Consider the following 17526-nt stretch of genomic DNA (forward strand, 5'->3'; position numbering starts at 1 on the left):
CCTCGGCACACTTATTTCAGGGGTTCGAATGCGTGAACTGTCGCTCTTCGTCGACGAGTCCGGAACCGAAGGGAAGGGCTCGAAATATTATCTGCTCACGCTGGTCTTCCACGATCAAGCCGACGACATCGAGCAGCACATCAAATCGTACGAGCGAGTTCTCGCCGACAGGGGTTTGCCGAACATCCCATTTCACGCATCCCCGCTTATGAATGGAAACGACGAGTATGCCGGCATAGAGCTCGACGAGCGGAAGCGGATGCTGGCTGCTTTCTTCGTTTTCGCAAGAAAGCTTCCCATCAAGTACAAAACGTTCGCTTATGTGAAAAAGGAGTTTGCAACCCCCGGATCTCTTGCTGCGAGAATGCGCAGGGACGTCGTGACGTTCCTCTTCGATCACTTGGAGTCGTTTCAGCAGTTCGCGGTGGTGAAAATTTACTACGACGACGGTCAGAAGGTCGTGTCAAGCACGCTTCGCGATGCCGTTGGCTATGCCCTGTCGAAGGACTCAGTCCTGTTTCGCAAAAGCAGTCCGACGGACTACCGGCTTTCCCAGGTAGCTGATTTCATTTGCGCCATCGAGTTGACGGCTTTGAAATACGAGGCGAAAGAGATCACTCCGACGGATGACAAGGTCTTCGGCATGATCGGCACGTTCAAGGGGAATTACTTGAAGAAGGTCCGGCAAAAGCGATTCGAGTAGCTTTCGCCCCTCGGTTCCTCCCGCCCTCTGTTCCTCGTGTAACTATTTCGTATCCGACCTTGTCAAACCATGCGCGCTTTTATTAGGATGGACGGCAGCATCAACAACGCCATAAATTTGTGCGCACGCACAAATCGCGGTGGAACCGAAGGCGAGCACGCCGACCTTGCAGGGCCGGCTGGACGGAGGGGATCGGCATGGCCATCACGACGGGCATCGTCGGCGCGGCTGGATTCGCCGGCATCGAGCTGACCAGGCTGGCTCTGCGCCATCCCGACCTGGAGCTCTCGGTCGTCACGTCCAACGAGCTGGCCGGCACCCGCGTGGCCGACGAGTACCCCGGCTTCACCGGGGCCACCGACCTCGCGTTCAGCGCGCACGACGACCCGGCGCTCGACGCCTGCGACCTCGTCTTCCTCGCCGTGCCGCATACGGCGGCCCTCAAGATGGCCCCGCCCCTCGTCGCGCGCGGCGCCGTGGTCGTGGACCTCTCGGCCGACTTCCGCCTCAAGGACCCGGCCGTCTACGAGCGCTGGTACGCCACGCCCCATACCGCAACCGACCTGCTCGCGCGCGCCTCGTTCGGCCTGCCCGAGCTCTTCCCCGACGACCTCGCCCGCGCGGCCGCCGCCCATGCGGCGGGGGAGGGCGCGCTCGTGGCCTGCGCCGGCTGCTATCCTACTGCCACCTCGCTCGCCTCCGCGCCCGCCATCCGCGCGGGGCTCGTGAACCCGGACGCCCCCGTCGTCGTCGACGCCATCTCGGGTGTCACGGGCGCGGGCAAGAAGGCCTCGTCGCGCACGCACTTCTGCTTCGCCGACGAGAACCTCGAGGCCTACGGCGTGGCCACCCACCGCCACACGCCCGAGATCGCGCAGATCCTCGGCCTGGACGAGGGCCGCCTCGTGTTCACGCCGCACCTGGCCCCCCTCAACCGCGGCCTGCTCTCCACCGTGAACCTCCCGCTCGCCCCTGGCGCGCCCCTCGACGCGGACGCCGTCCGCGAGCGCTACCGCGCGTTCTACCAGGACGCCCCCTTCGTGCACGTGCTCGAGGGCGGCGCGATGCCGAAGACCTCCTCGGTGGCCGGCACGAACTGCGCGCACGTCGGGCTCGCCGTGAACGAGCGCGCCCGCATGCTCATCGCCGTATGCGCGATCGACAACCTGGGCAAAGGCGCGGCCAGCCAGGCCGTGCAGTGCGCGAACGCGGTGTGGGGGCTTCCCCAGGCCGCCGGCCTCGATCCCGTCGCGGTCCCCGTGTAGGCCCGCGCGAACAGTCAGAAAGAAGCAGCCATGAGCGAAAGCAAGACGAACGAAGCGCAGCCTCAAGCCGAGGTCGCCCCCCTGCGGGATCCGCAGGCCGAAGAGCGCGTCCCCGGTCTCGACCCGGCGCCGGGCGGTGTGACCGCCCCGCGCGGCTTCAGGGCCGCCGGCGTGCACGCGGGCTTCCGCCGCGACCCCCAGCGCCTCGACTTCGCGCTCGTTGCGGCCGACGAGCCGTGCGCGTGTGCGGCCGTGTTCACGCAGAACGTGTTCTGCTCCGCGCCCGTCACCGTGTCGCGCGAGCACTTGGACGGCCAGGGCTTCGGCACCGCGCGCGCGGTCATCGTGAACTCCGGCAACGCGAACGCGGCCACGGGCGTCCCCGGCCTCGAGGCGGCGCGCGAGTCGGCTCGCCTGGCAGCCGACGCCGTGGGCTGCCCCGCCGAGGAGATGCTGGTGGCCTCCACCGGCGTCATCGGCGTCCACCTGCCGCTCGATCCCTTCCTGGCGGGTCTGCCGGCAGCCGTCGCCGCGCTCTCCCCCGAGGGCGGCGCGAACGCGGCGCGCGCCATCATGACCACCGATACGCGCCCGAAGGAGGCCGCCGTCTCGTTCTCCGGCGACGGCATCGGCTGCGACGGCTGCACGTTCACGGTGGGCGGCATGTCCAAGGGCTCGGGCATGATCATGCCGAACATGGCCACGATGATCGCCGTCCTCGCCACCGACGCCCCCGTGCTGCCCCACGACCTGCACGAAGCCCTCGTTCGCGCGGCGAATGCGAGCTTCAACAAGGTCACGGTGGACTCCGACACCTCCACGAACGACTCCTGCTTCCTCTTCGCGAACGGCGCCGCCGCGCCCGCCGGCACGGCCCCCTTCGCGCCCGGCACGCCCGCCTTCGAGCGCTTCGAGCAGGCGCTTTCCACCGTGTGCCAGAACCTCGCGCGCCAGATGGCCGCCGATGGCGAGGGCGCCACGCGGCTCGTCACCGTGCGCGTGAGCGGCGCCGCCACGCCGGCCGACGCCGACCTAGCGGCCCGCGCCGTCGCCAACTCGCCCCTGGTCAAGACCGCCATCTGCGGCCGCGATGCCAACTGGGGCCGCATCGCGGCGGCCATCGGCAAGTCGGGCGCGGCCTTCCGCCAGGGGGACGCCGCCATCGACATCATGGGCCTGCCCGTGTGCCGCGGCGGGCTCACGGTGCCCTTCGACGAGGACGAGGCCCTGCGCCGCTTCGAGCGGCCGGAGATCGTCCTCGACATCGACCTCGGCGCGGGCGACGCCGCCACCACGGTATGGACGTGCGACTTCACGCACGAGTACATCACGATCAACGGAGACTATCGATCATGAAATACGCGAAGGACACGCGCCCCAACGGCGCCTCGCACAAAGCGGCGGAGATACTCGTCGAAGCGCTTCCCTGGATCAAGAACATCACCGGCAAGACGGTCGTCATCAAGTACGGCGGCTCGGCCATGGTGGACGAGGAGCTGCGCGCCGACGTCATGGCCGACATCGTGCTGCTCAAGATCGTCGGCGTGAACCCCGTCATCGTGCACGGCGGCGGCAAGGCCATCACCGAGGCCATGGAGCACATGCAGCTGCCCGTGGAGTTCCGGGACGGCCAGCGCGTCACCACGCCCGAGGCCATGGACCTCGTGCGCACCGTGCTCATGGGCAAGGTGAACCAGGAGCTCGTGGAGGCCCTGAACGAGCACGGCAACTTCGCCGTGGGCGTCTCCGGCGCCGACGCGGGCGTCATCGTGGCCGAGCAGGCCTCGCCCGAGCTCGGGCGCGTGGGCCGCATCACGCGCATCAACCGCCCGCTGCTCGACGACCTCGTGAACGCCGACTACATCCCCGTGGTGGCGTCGGTGGCGCTCGGCGAGGACGGCGGCTTCTACAACGTGAACGCCGACATGGTGGCCGGCCACATCGCCGCGGCCATCGGCGCGCACAAGGTGGTGTTCCTCACCGACGTGGACGGCCTCTACGAGAACTTCGAGAACAAGGACTCGCTCATCTCCAACCTCACGGTGTTCGAGGCGCAGTACATGGTGGAGAACAACATCGTGTCAACCGGCATGATCCCCAAGCTCAAGTCGTGCATCCTCGCGCTGGACGCTGGCGTGTTCCGCGCGCACGTCATCAACGGCATCACGCCGCATTCGCTTCTGCTCGAGCTGCTCACCAGCACCGGCGTGGGCACCACGATGCACTCCACGGACGAGGCGTGCAAGTTCGACGCCCACCCCCTGGGCAACTTCGCGTCGAAGCTTCTGGAGAACCGCCAGCACAGCATCGCCAGCGGCATGGGGCTCGTCGGCAAGTAGCCCGCCATCGAAACGGAGAAGGAAAGAGGAACCATGTCCTACGCAGAGCAGCGAGAGCTCGAGTCAACCTACCTCATGGGAACCTACGCGCGCAAGCCCGTGGAGCTCGTGCGCGGCCGCGGCATGGAGGTGGAAGACGACGCGGGCCGCACGTACCTCGACTTCGTATCGGGCGTGGGCGCGGCGAGCCTCGGCCACTGCCATCCCGTCCTCGTCGCGGCCCTCGAGGAGCAGGCGCGCACGCTCGTGCACGTGAGCAACTACTATTATATAGAGCATCGCGGCGAGGTGGCCCGCGCGGTGTCCGACCTGCTGAACGCCTGCGTGCCGGAAGGGGAGCGCGCGCCGTGGCAGAGCTTCTTCGCCAATTCGGGCGCCGAGGCCAACGAGTGCGCCTTCAAGCTGGCCCGCCTGCATGCGAAGAAGCGCGCCGCCGCCCGCGCCGAGGAGGCAGGGGCCGATGAGGCGGCCGTGCGCGCCGCGATGGCGGCCGCCCCGCGCGTCATCGTCACGCTCGACAAGAGCTTCCACGGCCGCACGCTCGCCACGCTGGCGGCTACGGCCCAGCCGGCCAAGCAGGAAGCCTTCCAGCCCTTGCCCGACGGCTTCGTGCGCACGCCCCTGAACGACGTCGCGGCGCTCGAGGCGCTGTTCGCGACCCAGGGCGACGATGTGTGCGCCGTCATGGTGGAGTGCGTGCAGGGCGAGAGCGGCGTGCATCCCTGCCTGCCTGAGTTCCTGCAGGCCGCCCGCCGCCTCACCGCCGAGCGCGGGGCGCTGCTCATGTGCGACGAGATCCAGTGCGGCATGTTCCGCTGCGGCACGCATCCCTTCGGCTTCCAGCACTTCGGCATCGCGCCCGACGTGGTGACCATCGCCAAGGGCATCGCCTCGGGATTTCCCATGGGCATGTGCGCCGCGCGCGCCGAGGTGGCCGCGTCGTTCGGCCCGGGCGACCACGGCTCCACGTTCGGCGGCAGCTGCCTGGCGGTTGCCGCGGCCGAGGCGACGGTGCGCGAGCTTTCGCAGGGCGGGTACGCCGAGAGCGTCGAGCGCGTGGGCGCTTACCTGCGCGAACGTCTGGCTGAGCTGCCGCACGTGGCGGAGGTGCGCGGCCTCGGGCTCATGGTGGCGGCCGAGCTCGACGAGTCCGCGAGCGCTCCGGATGTCGTGCTCGCCGGCCTTGAGGAGGGCCTGCTGCTCAACTTCACCGGCCCGCATACGCTGCGCTTCCTGCCGCCCCTCGTCTGCGAGGAATCCCACGTCGACGCCCTCATCGACCGCCTATCCCGCATCCTGACCGCATAGTGGGGGGCGTGACGCAGGACGGGGATGATGTCACTGATGACATCATCCCCGTCCTGCGTCATCGGTGACATTACCCCCCGTCCCTTCGTCACGCCCCCTCCACCCCTCTGCCGTTCGCCCAGGTTGGGGGCCCGTCGGCCTTCCGTTCGCGGGCGCTCATCGGAATTCTTTTCGTTGTTTTCCAAATTCTGGTGCGCAAACGCTGTTCCATGAGGTACTATTTAGTGCATATTTTCGCGGGGTGTTTGCGCTATTCTGCATACGCCACGCGAGCGGATGTGACCGGAACCGTATGCGATCGTTCCCTTGAGGAGCAGAGAGTATCGAGGCATGAGGAAACGTCAACAACGGCATGACATCATTCGCGACATCATTCGCGAGCACAATGTCAAGACGCAGCGCGATCTCGCAAATCAGCTGCAAGCCGCTGGGTACGAGTGCACTCAAGCCACGATCTCCCGCGACATCATGGACATGGGCCTGGTGAAATCGCGCGAGGGCTACTACGTCCTCCCCGAGGAGATGCGGTTGCAGCGCATGGTTTCGGAACTGGTCGAAGAGGTGCACGTGGCAGGCAACATGGTCGTAGTGAAGACGTTTTCCGGCGGAGCCGCCGGCGTTTCCGCTGCGCTCGATAAGGCCAGCCTGCGCGGAGCGCTCGGCACGGTGGCAGGCGACAACACGATCATGATCGCGGCGGAGAGCCCTGAGGCTGCCGTCGAAGTTGAGCGCGCCATCGACCGACTGCGACGACGTTAGTCGTCTATTTTAGCGCGAGGGACGCTTTTCTCCCTCCTTTCCCCCAACGCTGCCACGCAGCATGAAGCCGTGAGGGCCGCCCGGCGCTCACGCCATCGCGAAAAGCCGCGATGCGCACGGGAACCCGTGTACCCGCATACCGCCAGCCGGACGTGCGGTGCCAAGGCCCACCCGTATCCCGCATCGCAGACCCGGGCACAACCATAGAGAAAAGCCAGAACAAGGAAGGACCATCATCATGGCTCAGCAAAAAGACAAAGCAGTCCTCGCGTACTCGGGCGGCCTCGACACCTCCGTGTGCATCAAGTGGCTCCAGGTGGAGAAGAACCTCGACGTCATCGCCGTGGTGGGCGACGTGGGGCAGGAGCACGAGGGCCTCGAGAAGATCAAGCAGAAGGCGCTCAAGTCCGGCGCGCTCGACTGCATCGTCGTGGACATGCGGGACACGTTCGCCAAGGAGTACCTGTCCAAGGCGCTCGCGGCCAACGCCATGTACGAGAACAAGTACCCGCTCGTCTCCGCGCTCTCGCGGCCGCTCATCTCCAAGCACCTCGTGGACGCCGCGCACAAGTTCGGCGCGAAGTACATCGCTCACGGCTGCACGGGCAAAGGCAACGACCAGGTGCGCTTCGAGGCCAGCATCACGATGCTCGATCCCGAGATCGAGATCCTCGCCCCGGTGCGCGAATGGGACCTCAAGACCCGGTCCGAGGAGATGGAATGGGCCCAGGCCCACGGCATCGAGGTGCCCACCACCAAGAAGTCCCCGTACTCCATCGACGACAACCTGTGGGGCCGGGCCATCGAATGCGGCGTGCTGGAAGACCCGTGGGCCGAGCCGCCGGCGGACATCTACACGATGACGAGCGACCCCATGCAGGCGCCTGACCAGCCGCAGTACGTCGAGCTCACGTTCGCGCGGGGCCTGCCCTACATGATCGACGGCAACCAGAAGAGCTTCCTCGGCATCATCTACGCCCTGAACGAGATCGCGGGCACGCACGGCTTCGGCCGCATCGACATGATCGAGAACCGGCTCGTGGGTGTGAAGAGCCGCGAATGCTACGAGGCGCCCGGCGCGCTCGCGCTCATCCAGGCGCACAAGGCGCTCGAGGACCTCGTGCTCGAGCGGGAGGTGCTGCACTGCAAGCTGGACATGGAGCAGACCTGGGCGAAGTGCGTGTACAACGGCCAGTGGTTCTCGCCGCTTAAGGAGGCCATCGACGCCTTCCTGCAGAGCACGCAGCGCTGCTTGTCCGGCACGGTGAGGCTCAAGTTCTACAAGGGCTCGTGCACGGTGGTGGGCCGGAAGAGCGCCTACTCGCTCTACGACTACGCGCTGGCCACCTACGACAAGGACGACGCGTTCGACCACACGGCCGCCAAGGGCTTCATCAAGCTGCAGACGCTCTCCGGCAAGACGTGGGCCTCGAACCGCCGGCAGGAAGGCGCGCCGGCCGAGCTCTTCGACGCGGAGAAGCAGGAGGGCCCGCTCAAGAGGGGCAAGTACGAGGGCGTCACGCCCCTCGGCCAGCAGGTGGTGGCCGAGGCCGAAGCCGTCTTGGCGTAAGCGAAAGGAAACCCCATGGCACTCTGGTCAGGCAGGTTCACCGAGGGCGTGAGCGAGTTCACGCAGCGCTTCGGCGCGTCGCTGCCGGTGGACAAGGCGCTCTTCGCGCAGGACATCGCGGGCTCGCAGGCGCACGCGCGCATGCTGGCGGCGCAGGGCGTCATCCCGCCGGCGGATGCCGACGCCATCGTGGGCGGCCTCGAGCGCATCAAGGCGCGCATCGAGGCGGGGGAGTTCGCCTTCGATGTGAACGACGAGGACATCCACATGTCCGTGGAGCGCGCGCTCATCGCCGATATCGGCGATGCCGGGGCGCGCCTGCACACGGGCCGCAGCCGCAACGACCAGGTGGCCACCGACACGCGCCTGTTCGCCAAGCAGCGCTGCGCCGACCTCATGGCCGCGAACGTGGCGCTGCGGGAGGCCCTGATCAAGCAGGCCGAGGCGCACTTCGACGTCATTCTGCCGGGCTACACCCATATGCAGCACGCCCAGCCGGTGCTGTTCTCGCACCATATGCTCGCCTACGTGTGGATGCTCGCGCGCGACTTCGAGCGCCTGGCCGCCGCCCGCCGCGCCGCCGACGCGAGCCCGCTCGGCTCGGCGGCGCTCGCGGGCACTACGTACCCGCTCGATCGCCAGATGACGGCGGACGCGCTCGGGTTCTCGCGCGTGATCCCTAACTCGCTCGACGCCGTGTCCGACCGCGACTTTTTGCTCGATCTGTCCTACGCGTGCAGCGTGTCGTGCATGCACCTGTCGCGCCTGTGCGAGGAGATCGTGCTGTGGTCCTCGTCCGAGTTCGGCTTCATCGAGCTCTCCGACGCGTTCTCCACGGGCTCGTCCATCATGCCGCAGAAGAAGAACCCCGACTTCGCCGAGCTCATCCGCGGAAAGACCGGGCGCGTGGTGGGCGACCTCGTGGCGCTGCTCGTCACCATGAAGGCGCTGCCGCTCGCGTACAACAAGGACCTCCAGGAGGACAAGGAGGGCGCCATCGACGCCGCCAAGACGCTCGAGGACTGCCTCGTGTGCGCCGCCGGCATGATCGAGACGATGGCGGTGAAGCCCGAGGCCATGCTCAAGCAGGCGAAGAAGGGCTACCTCGCCGCCACCGACGTGGCCGACTACCTGGCGAAGAAGGGCATGCCGTTCCGCCGCGCCCACGAGGTGGTGGGGCACCTCGTGCTTCTGTGCGAGCAGCGCGGCTGCGATCTGGACGACCTCGCGCTCGCGGACTTCCAGGCCGAGAGCGACCTCTTCGAGGCCGACATCACCTCCGCGCTCGACCTCGGCGCCATCGTGGCCGCCCGCACCACCGAGGGCGGCACGGGCAACGCCGCCGTGGCCGAGCAGCTGGCCCTCGCGAAAGCCGGCCTCGCCGCCGACGAGGCCGCGCTCTAGGGCGAGGGACCGTGGCAGGGGACGCCCCCTGCCACGGTCCCGCCCCAATGAACGATTGAGGCTGCGACCGGGGCTTTTGCCATCTTGACCATTTTCCAACAAACTTATGTTGATTCATGAGGGCCTTACCCCCGATGATACAATGAGCCAAGTTTTTGGAGGTGTCACGTGGCTTCACGTTCGATAAAAAATAGGCCGAGCGCCAAGAAGAAGCATCCGAAGATCGGGCTTCTCGTCGTGCTCGCCGTCTTCGTCGCCGTCATCGTCTCCGGCGTCGTGGGCGTCTACGCCCTCGGATCGTCGTGGCTGCAGGACCTGCCCGACTACGAAGGCGCCGACGCGTTCAACACGTCGCTGCCCTCCGAGATGTACGCCAACGACGAGGCGACGCTCTTGGCCAAATTCCAGCTGGAGAACCGCGAGCCGGTCGAGTTGGAGCAGATGAGCCCCTACGTCCTCGAAGGCACGGTTGCCACCGAGGACGAGCGCTTCTACGAGCACGGGGGCTACGACCTCTGGGGCATCATGCGCGCCGCGGTGGTCACGCTCACCGGCCAGGGCCGCGAGGGCGCGTCCACCATCACGCAGCAGTTCGTGCGCAACACCATCCTCGCCGACGAGATGAACGACATCTCCATCAAGCGCAAGCTCCGTGAGATCTACCTCTCCGTCAAGCTGGAGGAGAAGTATTCCAAAGACGAGATCCTGCGCATGTACCTCAACACCATCAACTACGGCAACGCGACGTACGGCATCCAGGCGGCGTCGCAGCGCTACTTCTCGAAGGACGCCACGGAGCTGACGCTCGGCGAGGCGGCCGCCCTGGTGGGCATCCCCCAGTCGCCGTCCAACAACAACCCGCTCGTCAGCATGGAGAACTGCCTCGCGCGCCGCACCCTCGTGCTCAACCGCATGCTGGAGAACGGCTACATCACGCAGGAGGAGCACGACGCGGCCGACGCCGAGGAACTCGTGCTCGTCGAGAACATCCCCACCAACGACGGCATCCTGCAGTACCCCTACTTCAGCAGCTACGCGCGCGAGAAGCTGCGGGACTACGGCGTGTCCGAGGCCGAGATCCTCCAGGGCGGCCTGAAGATCATCACCACCCTCGATCCGGCCATGCAGGAGGCCGCCGAGGCCGCCGCAGCCAATAAGGAGAGCCAGGTGGACGACGTGTTCGAGGTCGCCCTGGCCGCGGTCGAGCCGGGTACGGGCTACATCAAGGCGCTCGTGGGCGGCAAGGACTACGAGGCGAACCAGGTGAACATGGCAACCGGCACGGGCGGCCTGGGCCGTATGCCCGGATCGTCGTTCAAGACGTTCACGCTGGTGTCGTCCATCGAGCAGGGCATCTCGCCCCAGACGATGGTCGACTGCTCGGCCACCGCCCAGTTCCCCGGCTGGTCGGTCGAGAACATCAATAAGACGAACTACGGCACGCGCTCCATCGCCCGCGCGTTCGCCGTCTCGTCGAACACCGGTTTCGCGCGCCTGTTCTTGGCCCTGACGCCCGAGACGGTCATCGAGACGGCGCACCGCATGGGCATCAAGAGCGACCTGCAGCCGCAGTCCACGCTCGCGCTCGGCTCTGAGGCGGTCACGCCGCTCGAGATGTCCGAGGCGTACGCGACGCTGGCCAGCGGCGGGATGCACTACGAGGCCACCCCCATCCTGATGGTGTACAACAGCGCCGGCGAGGTGGAGGTCGACCACACGAATCCGGAGGGCGAGCAGGTGGTCTCGCCCGAGGTGGCGCACGCCGCCGTCGAGGTGATGAAGGGCGTCGTGCAGAGCTCCGAGGGCACGGGCCAGGATGCGCGGCTCGCGAACGGCCAAGTGGTCGCCGCCAAGACGGGCACCTCCGAGGATTACAAGGACAGCTGGTTCTGCGGCATCACGCCCCAGATGTCGGTGGCGCTGTGGCTGGGCGACCGCCGCGACTACAACGGCGACGACACCTGTCAGTCGCTTCCCACGTACGTGACGGTGGCGAGCGCGTTCAGCGACTTCATGGGCGCCGTGTTCGGCGACCAGCCGACGGAGGACTTCCCGTACGCCGCCGAGCCTTCGTACAACAAGCAGTACTCCAACTCCGAGTACCATATCGGCGGGTACGGCTGGTCGGGGTCGTCCAACTCCTCGAATTCGGGCTCGAGCTCGAATTCGGGATCCAGTCCGAAAGACGATGACGCCGAGGAGAAGCCCGCCGAGGGCGGAACCACCGGCGGCACGACCCCCGGCACCGGCACCGGTACCGAGACCCCCGGCGGGGGCACGGGCACCGAGACGCCCGGCGGCGGAGGCGGCGGCACCGAGACCCCCGGCGGGGGCGGCGGAACCGAGACCCCCGGCGGAGGCGGCGGCGGCACCGAGACGCCCGGCGGAGGCGGCGGCGGCACCGAGACCCCGGGCGGGGGCGGCGGAACCGAGACCCCCGGCGGAGGCGGCGGTGGCGGCACCGAGACGCCCGGCGGGGGCGGAGCCCCTGCGGCAAATGCCGTTTCCCTGGATCTTTGGAGCCGTCAGCCGTTGCAGTCCCCCTGGGCCGCGCGCGCCGCTTAACATGGAAATGAACGCACCGATACGATGGTAGGAGCACGTGTATGAAACATACGAGATTCGCCAAGATGGCCGTGGCGCTGTGCGCCGGCGTCCTGATGGCGGCGGCGCTGGGCGGCTGCGCGCAGCAGGGTTCGGCGGCCTCGCAGCAGCAATCCGCGAACCGCCAGTACATGACGCAGGTGAACCAGGTCATGGAGGACTTGCAGGGCAAGCTGGACAGCTTCAGCGACGCGGTGTCGCGCGGCGACGTGGTGGGCATGCGCACGCAGGCTGACAACGCCGTCAAGTCCATCGACGAGCTGGGCAAGCTCGAGGTGCCCGACGAGCTGAAGGAGATCCAGCAGGATTACGCTGACGGCACGGGCGAGCTCAAGGATGCGCTCAACGCCTACGTCGACCTCTACACCGAAATCGACAGCGCCACCGACGACCAGCCCTTCGACTGGGCCACCTACGACCAGCGCGTCGGCGACATCCAGAAGCAGTACGACGACGGCATCGCCAAGCTCAAGGACGGCGACGCCAAGGCCGTCGAGAAGAACGAGTGAGACAAAGGGAGACAAAGGGACGGGGTAATCGTCCCATTCCCCTCCCCGGATCCCTCGACCACCCGATGAAAAAGGGGCGGTGCCGTTTATGGCGCCGCCCCTTTTTAAGGCTGCGATCAGGTCGCCGGATCCGGCTGCGGCTCAGGCGGGGGATCGGGTGTCGGCTCGGGTTCCGGCTCGGGCTCGGGTTTTGGATCCGGTGTGGGCTCGGGCGTCGGCTCGGGCGTGGGCTCCGGAGTCGGCGTGGGCTCGGGCGCGGGCTCCTTGCCCTTCGACACGGTGAGGATGATCGTGTCGCCCGAGACGCTCTGGCTGACAACCGTTCCGGCGGGCACGGTGTCGGAGTACACCTCGACCATCGACGCCTTGAACCCGCCGAGCATGCTCTGCGCCTCGCTCAGCGTCTTGCCCACGACGTTGGGGGCGTCCGAGGGCTCCTTCTTCTCCTCCTTGTTGTACTTCGAGCTCTGCTTCTTGTTGAAGTCGTTGTTGTACGGAGGATCCTTCGTCTCGGGGAAGTCGACGATCTCCGTCCCCTCAAGCGCCCGCGACATGAAGTCCTGCCACAGCTGGTTGGCGGTCAGGGTGGGGTCGCTCGGCGTGAATTGCCGGTTGCCGAGCCATACCGAGCAGGTGAGCTGCGGCGCGTATCCCACGAGCCAATGGCCACAAAAAGCTTGCACAGTTCCGGTCTTACCGGCTACAGGCTGCCCGTTCGAGGGGCCGAAGCCGTTCGCGGTGCCCTTGCTTGACTCGAACACGCTGCGCAGCACCTTCGTCACGGCGCCCGCCACCTCCTCGGAGAGCACGCGCTCGCTCGTGTCGGCGGGCTCGTACACCACGGTGCCGTCCTTGTCGACGATCTTCGTGATAACGATGGGATCGTGCTTCATGCCGCCGGTGGCCAAAGTGGAGTAGGCCACCGCCATGCTGAGGGGCGTGGTGTTCTCCGTGCCGAGGGTGGCAGTGGGGATGTTTTTGGGATTGAACTCCTCGCCCACGCCCAGCCGCAGGGCCATCTCGTTCATTGCGGCCGGTGTCACCTGTTCGGCCAAGCGGTAGTAGCCGGTGTTCGACGAGAGCGCCGTGGCGTCCTTGATGGACTGGATGCCGTAGTCGTTGCCGTTGAAGTTCTCAAGAGGCTCGGCGCCGGGGCGGTCCATGGGGGAGGAGCAGTCGATCTTCGTCTCGGGGCTGATGCCCTGCTCGATGGCCGCCGCCAGGGTGAATGCCTTGAACGTCGAGCCGGAGGGCTGCCCGCCTTGGGTGGCGATGTTCCACTGGCCGCCGTCGTAATAGTCGGAGCCGCCGACGATAGCCTTCACCAAGCCCGTCGAGGGATCCATGGCCACGAGCGCCGATTCCAGATTCTCGCCCATGCCCACCATGCGCTCGTTCTGGGCGGCGCACGCTTCCTCCGCCATCACCTGCATCGAGACGTCGAGCGAGGTGTAGATGGTGTAGCCGCCCTCGAACAGGCTCTTCTCAGAGATGTTGTACTTCTCGGGATCGGTGGCGAGGAGCTTTTGCGCGTGGCTCGTGAAGTACGGGTACGCGTAGATGCCGTCCTCCGGCGCGGCGGCGGCGGGGTTCAGGTTGAGTTCTTCGGCCCGGGCGGCGTCGTGCTCCTCCTGCGTGATATCGCCGGCCGACAGCATGCGGTCGAGTACGGTGTTGCGGCGCTTGAGGGCGGCCTCGGGATACTCCTTGGGGTTGAGGTAGGTGGGCGACTGCGGAATGCCCACGAGCGTGGCCGCCTGCGTGAGCGTGAGGTCGGACGCCGGCACTTGGAAGTAGTTCTGCGCCGCCGCCTCGATGCCGTAGCAGCCGTCTCCGTAGTTGATGGTGTTGATGTACATGAGCAGGATCTCGTCCTTGCTGAACCGCTTCTCCATCTCCATGGCCAGCTCGGCCTCGCGGATCTTGCGCTCGATGGAGATCTCGGTGGCCTCCTCGGTGAGGATGGTGTTGCGGACGAGCTGCTGGGTGATGGTGGACGCGCCCTCGAGGTCGCCGCCGGTCAGGTTGTTGACCACCGCGCGCGCGATGCCGGGGATGTCAACGCCGTTGTGCTCGTAGAAGCGCACGTCCTCGGTGTCCACGGTGCCCTTGAGCGCGTAGTCGCTCACCTGGTCGACGCCGGTCAGGGGCTCGCGCTTCTCCAGCTGGAACTGCGCGAGCAGGGTGGACTCGTCGCCGGCGTACATCACCGACTCCTGTGAGTCGTTCGTGAAGTTCACATCCTCGATGGCCGGCAGGTCCTCCGTCCAGCCCTCCATGACGTGCAGGACGCCCTGCACTCCCCAGTAGCCGACGAAGCAGAGTGCCCCCACGGCGATGAGGAGGGCCCATTTGGTTGCGTGAGTGCGCTTTTCGCGCTGTTTTCTCCGATTCTTCATGGTTCGATTATACTAGCATACCGCTGCAACCGAATCGTTGCCTTGGCGGAGTACACAAGGAACCCCAAAAGCCCTGGAATCCGCCCATAGTTAAAAGTCTTCCCATCACAGAGGTGATTAACCCCATGTCCCACGATGTCGAACTCCTCGCGCCCGCCGGCAACGCCGAGGCCCTCCGCGCCGCCGTGCGCGCCGGTGCCGACGCGGTATACCTGGGCCTCGAGTCGTTCAACGCCCGCCGCGGCGCCGACAACTTCACGCTGGCCACGCTCGCCGAGGCGTGCGACTACGCGCATCTGCGCGGCGCGCGCGTGTACGTGACGCTCAACACGGCCGTGCTGCCCTCCGAGCTCGAGCGCGCGCTCGAGACCGCGCGCCAGGCCTACCGCGCCGGTGCCGACGCGTTCATCGTGCAGGACATCGGCGTGGCCGCAGAGCTCTCGCGCGCCCTGCCCGAGGCGCGCCTGCACATCTCCACCCAGATGAACACCCATAACGCCGCCGGCATCGAAGCCGCGTCCCGGCTCGGCGCGCGCCGCGTCACGTTCGCGCGCGAGCTGTCCCTCGCCGAGATCGCGCACCTCGCGCAGACGGCCGGCGAGCTCGGCATGGAGGTGGAGGCGTTCGCCCATGGGGCGCTGTGCGTGTGCTACTCGGGGCAGTGCTTCATGTCGTCGCTCATCGGCGGGCGCTCGGCCAACCGGGGCCTGTGCGCCCAGGCGTGCCGGCTGCCCTACACGCTGCACAACAAGGCGCTGCGCAAGAACCTGCCCTCGCCGGGCGACCACCTGCTCTCTCCGCAGGACCTCTGCGCCATCGACTTGGTGGCCGAGCTCGTGGAAGCGGGCGCGGCTTCGCTCAAGATAGAAGGCCGCATGAAGTCGCCCGAGTACGTGTTCGCCGTCACGGGCGTCTACCGCGCCGTGCTCGACCGCGTCCTTGCGGCGCGCGCCGCGGGCGGCGACGCCTGGACGCGCGACGCCTCCGTGCGCGCCACCGACGAGGAGCGCCGCGTCCTGGCCGAGGCGTTCTCGCGCGGCTTCACCACCGCCTACCTCGAAGGCGAGCGCGGCAACGGCATCATGAGCTACGGCCGGCCGAACAACCGGGGCGTGCTGGTGGGCCGCGTCGCATGGGTCAAGGACGGCGTGGCCGCCATTGCGCCCGAGCGCGAGCTTGCAAGCGGCGACGTGCTCGAGTTCTGGACGAACAAGGGCCATTTCGCCTGTGCGCTCGCCGACGCGGCGCGCGACCGCGACGGCAACGTGCGCGTCTCGCCCGACCGCCCGGTGGGGAAGGGCGACCGCGTGTTCCGCGTGCGCAGCGCCGAGGCGGCCTTCCAGGACGACCCCCGGCTGCCGCGCGTTTCCGTAAAGGGGCGCGCGACGCTGCGCATCGGCGAGCCTCTGCGCATCGAGTTCTCCCGCCAGGGCGTCACGGGCGCGGCCGAGGGCGACGTCGTCGAAGCCGCACGCACCAAGCCGGTGTCGGCCGAGGACGTGCGGGCGCACATCGATCGCCTCGGTCAGACGTCTTTCGAGCTCGCCAGCCTGGACATCGAGCTCGACGAGGGCGTGGGCATCGGCTTCTCCCAGCTGCACCGCGTGCGCGCCGCCGCGCTCGACGATCTGGAGGCGAAGCTGCTCGCGCCCGCGCGCAACCGCGCGCTGCCGCGCGTCCCCGCCCGCCCGCAGCTCCAACCCGCCCGCCCTGTCTCTTATACACCACTGACGCTGCCGACGAAGGCCTCTGCGTCTATGTTTTATAAGGGACAGGCTCCAACCCGCCCGCCCGCGCGGTTGCCGCATAGCCGCTTGGGCCACGAACCCCGCCTGCGCCCGCGCCGCGAAGCGCGCCGGGGCGGACGTGATCTACGTGCCCGCGCTCAACTACAAGCGGGGCGAGGCCGTCATCGCGGGCCAGCGCACGTCCACCGCCGAGCAGGCCGGCTATCCCAAGCAGGCGGTCATCGCGCTGCCCACGATCGAGCACGACCCGGTGCCCGGCACGCGCGAGGAGGCGCTCGACTTCGATCCGTGGCGCTTCGTCAGACCCGGCAAGCCCGTGCTCGTCGAGAACCTCGGAGCGCTCGCGCGCGCGGCCGAGATGGGCTGCGAAGCGGAGCTCGGCCCGCATGTGCCCGTGACGAATCCGCTCGCCCTCGCGGCTGCAGCCGAGCTGGGCGCGACGCGCGTGTGGCTCTCGCCCGAGCTCACCTTGGGCCAGATCGCCGACCTCGCCGAGGATTCCCCGGTCGAGCTCGGCCTTACCATCATCGGCGCGCAGGAGCTCATGGTCACCGAGCACTGCCTGCTTATGAGCCAGGGCCCCTGCGACGAGAACTGCGATGCGTGCCCGCGCCGCAAGAGCCCGCATTACCTGCGCGACCGCAAGGACTACGAGTTCCCCGTCGTCACCGACGCCCTGGGCCGCAGCCACCTGTACAACGGCGTGCAGCTCGACGTGGCCCACGCGATGCCCGACCTCGTGCACGCCGGCGTGACCATGCTCATGGTGGACACCACGCTCATGAACGTGGAGGAGACGACCGAGGCCGTGCGGCGCGCCGTCCGCGCGCGCAACGTCGCCCACGCCGACGGCAACGCCATCGCGAAGACCCCCGGCACCACCAGCGGCCACCTCTACCGCGGCGTGCAGTGAGCGCG

The 17526-nt window shown here is 67.5% G+C and carries 12 protein-coding genes and 1 pseudogene; 12 read left to right on the plus strand and 1 reads right to left on the minus strand.

Annotation, left to right across the window (positions count from 1 at the left end; translation table 11 throughout):
* Nucleotides 1–28 precede the first annotated feature (28 nt).
* The 10 genes from FX134_RS12655 (at nt 29) to FX134_RS12700 (ending at nt 12461) form a co-directional block, all read left to right on the plus strand.
* Nucleotides 29–703: a DUF3800 domain-containing protein gene (locus FX134_RS12655; RefSeq protein WP_080802598.1), complete on the plus strand. Its 675-nt coding sequence runs from the start codon at nt 29–31 to the stop codon at nt 701–703.
* A 197-nt stretch (nt 704–900) separates the two neighbouring features.
* Nucleotides 901–1968, plus strand: coding sequence for an N-acetyl-gamma-glutamyl-phosphate reductase (argC, locus tag FX134_RS12660; protein ID WP_080802601.1), 1068 nt, complete (start codon nt 901–903; stop codon nt 1966–1968).
* Between the two features lie 30 nt (nt 1969–1998).
* Nucleotides 1999–3324, plus strand: a complete 1326-nt coding sequence (argJ, locus tag FX134_RS12665) for a bifunctional glutamate N-acetyltransferase/amino-acid acetyltransferase ArgJ (RefSeq protein ID WP_080802605.1) — start codon at nt 1999–2001, stop codon at nt 3322–3324.
* A complete protein-coding gene (argB, locus tag FX134_RS12670) occupies nt 3321–4307 on the plus strand; it encodes an acetylglutamate kinase (protein ID WP_080802607.1) in 987 nt (328 codons plus the stop codon). Before argJ ends, argB begins: the two co-directional genes overlap by 4 nt.
* 33 nt (nt 4308–4340) lie before the next feature.
* Nucleotides 4341–5615: an aminotransferase class III-fold pyridoxal phosphate-dependent enzyme gene (locus FX134_RS12675; RefSeq protein WP_080802610.1), complete on the plus strand. Its 1275-nt coding sequence runs from the start codon at nt 4341–4343 to the stop codon at nt 5613–5615.
* Nucleotides 5616–5945: 330 nt separating this feature from the next.
* Nucleotides 5946–6374, plus strand: a complete 429-nt coding sequence (locus FX134_RS12680) for an arginine repressor (RefSeq protein ID WP_009305040.1) — start codon at nt 5946–5948, stop codon at nt 6372–6374.
* A 238-nt stretch (nt 6375–6612) separates the two neighbouring features.
* Complete coding sequence (locus FX134_RS12685) at nt 6613–7944, plus strand: argininosuccinate synthase (protein WP_080802613.1); 1332 nt, start codon at nt 6613–6615, stop codon at nt 7942–7944.
* Between the two features lie 15 nt (nt 7945–7959).
* Nucleotides 7960–9348, plus strand: coding sequence for an argininosuccinate lyase (gene argH / locus FX134_RS12690; protein WP_080802619.1), 1389 nt, complete (start codon nt 7960–7962; stop codon nt 9346–9348).
* A gap of 168 nt (nt 9349–9516) precedes the next feature.
* Nucleotides 9517–11913 (plus strand): transglycosylase domain-containing protein, encoded by a 2397-nt coding sequence (locus tag FX134_RS12695; RefSeq protein ID WP_080802622.1) that lies wholly within the window; start codon nt 9517–9519, stop codon nt 11911–11913.
* 41 nt (nt 11914–11954) lie between these two features.
* Nucleotides 11955–12461, plus strand: coding sequence for a hypothetical protein (locus tag FX134_RS12700; RefSeq protein ID WP_080802624.1), 507 nt, complete (start codon nt 11955–11957; stop codon nt 12459–12461).
* A gap of 116 nt (nt 12462–12577) precedes the next feature.
* Here the strand turns inward: FX134_RS12700 and FX134_RS12705 are convergent, their stop codons facing one another.
* Entirely contained in the window at nt 12578–14794 is a 2217-nt protein-coding gene (locus FX134_RS12705) for a transglycosylase domain-containing protein (RefSeq protein WP_232050951.1), read from the minus strand.
* 191 nt (nt 14795–14985) lie between these two features.
* Between FX134_RS12705 and FX134_RS14890 the strand changes: the two are divergent.
* Together FX134_RS14890 and FX134_RS14895 are read left to right on the plus strand one after the other, a co-directional pair.
* A pseudogene (locus FX134_RS14890) lies at nt 14986–16443 on the plus strand (peptidase U32 family protein); the annotation flags it as partial.
* Nucleotides 16444–16726: 283 nt separating this feature from the next.
* On the plus strand, nt 16727–17521 hold the full coding sequence (locus tag FX134_RS14895) for a U32 family peptidase (RefSeq protein ID WP_232050952.1): 795 nt from the start codon (nt 16727–16729) through the stop codon (nt 17519–17521).
* Nucleotides 17522–17526: the final 5 nt, after the last annotated feature.

The sequence above is a fragment of the Arabiibacter massiliensis genome, from assembly GCF_902386925.1.
GTDB classification, from domain to species: domain Bacteria; phylum Actinomycetota; class Coriobacteriia; order Coriobacteriales; family Eggerthellaceae; genus Arabiibacter; species Arabiibacter massiliensis.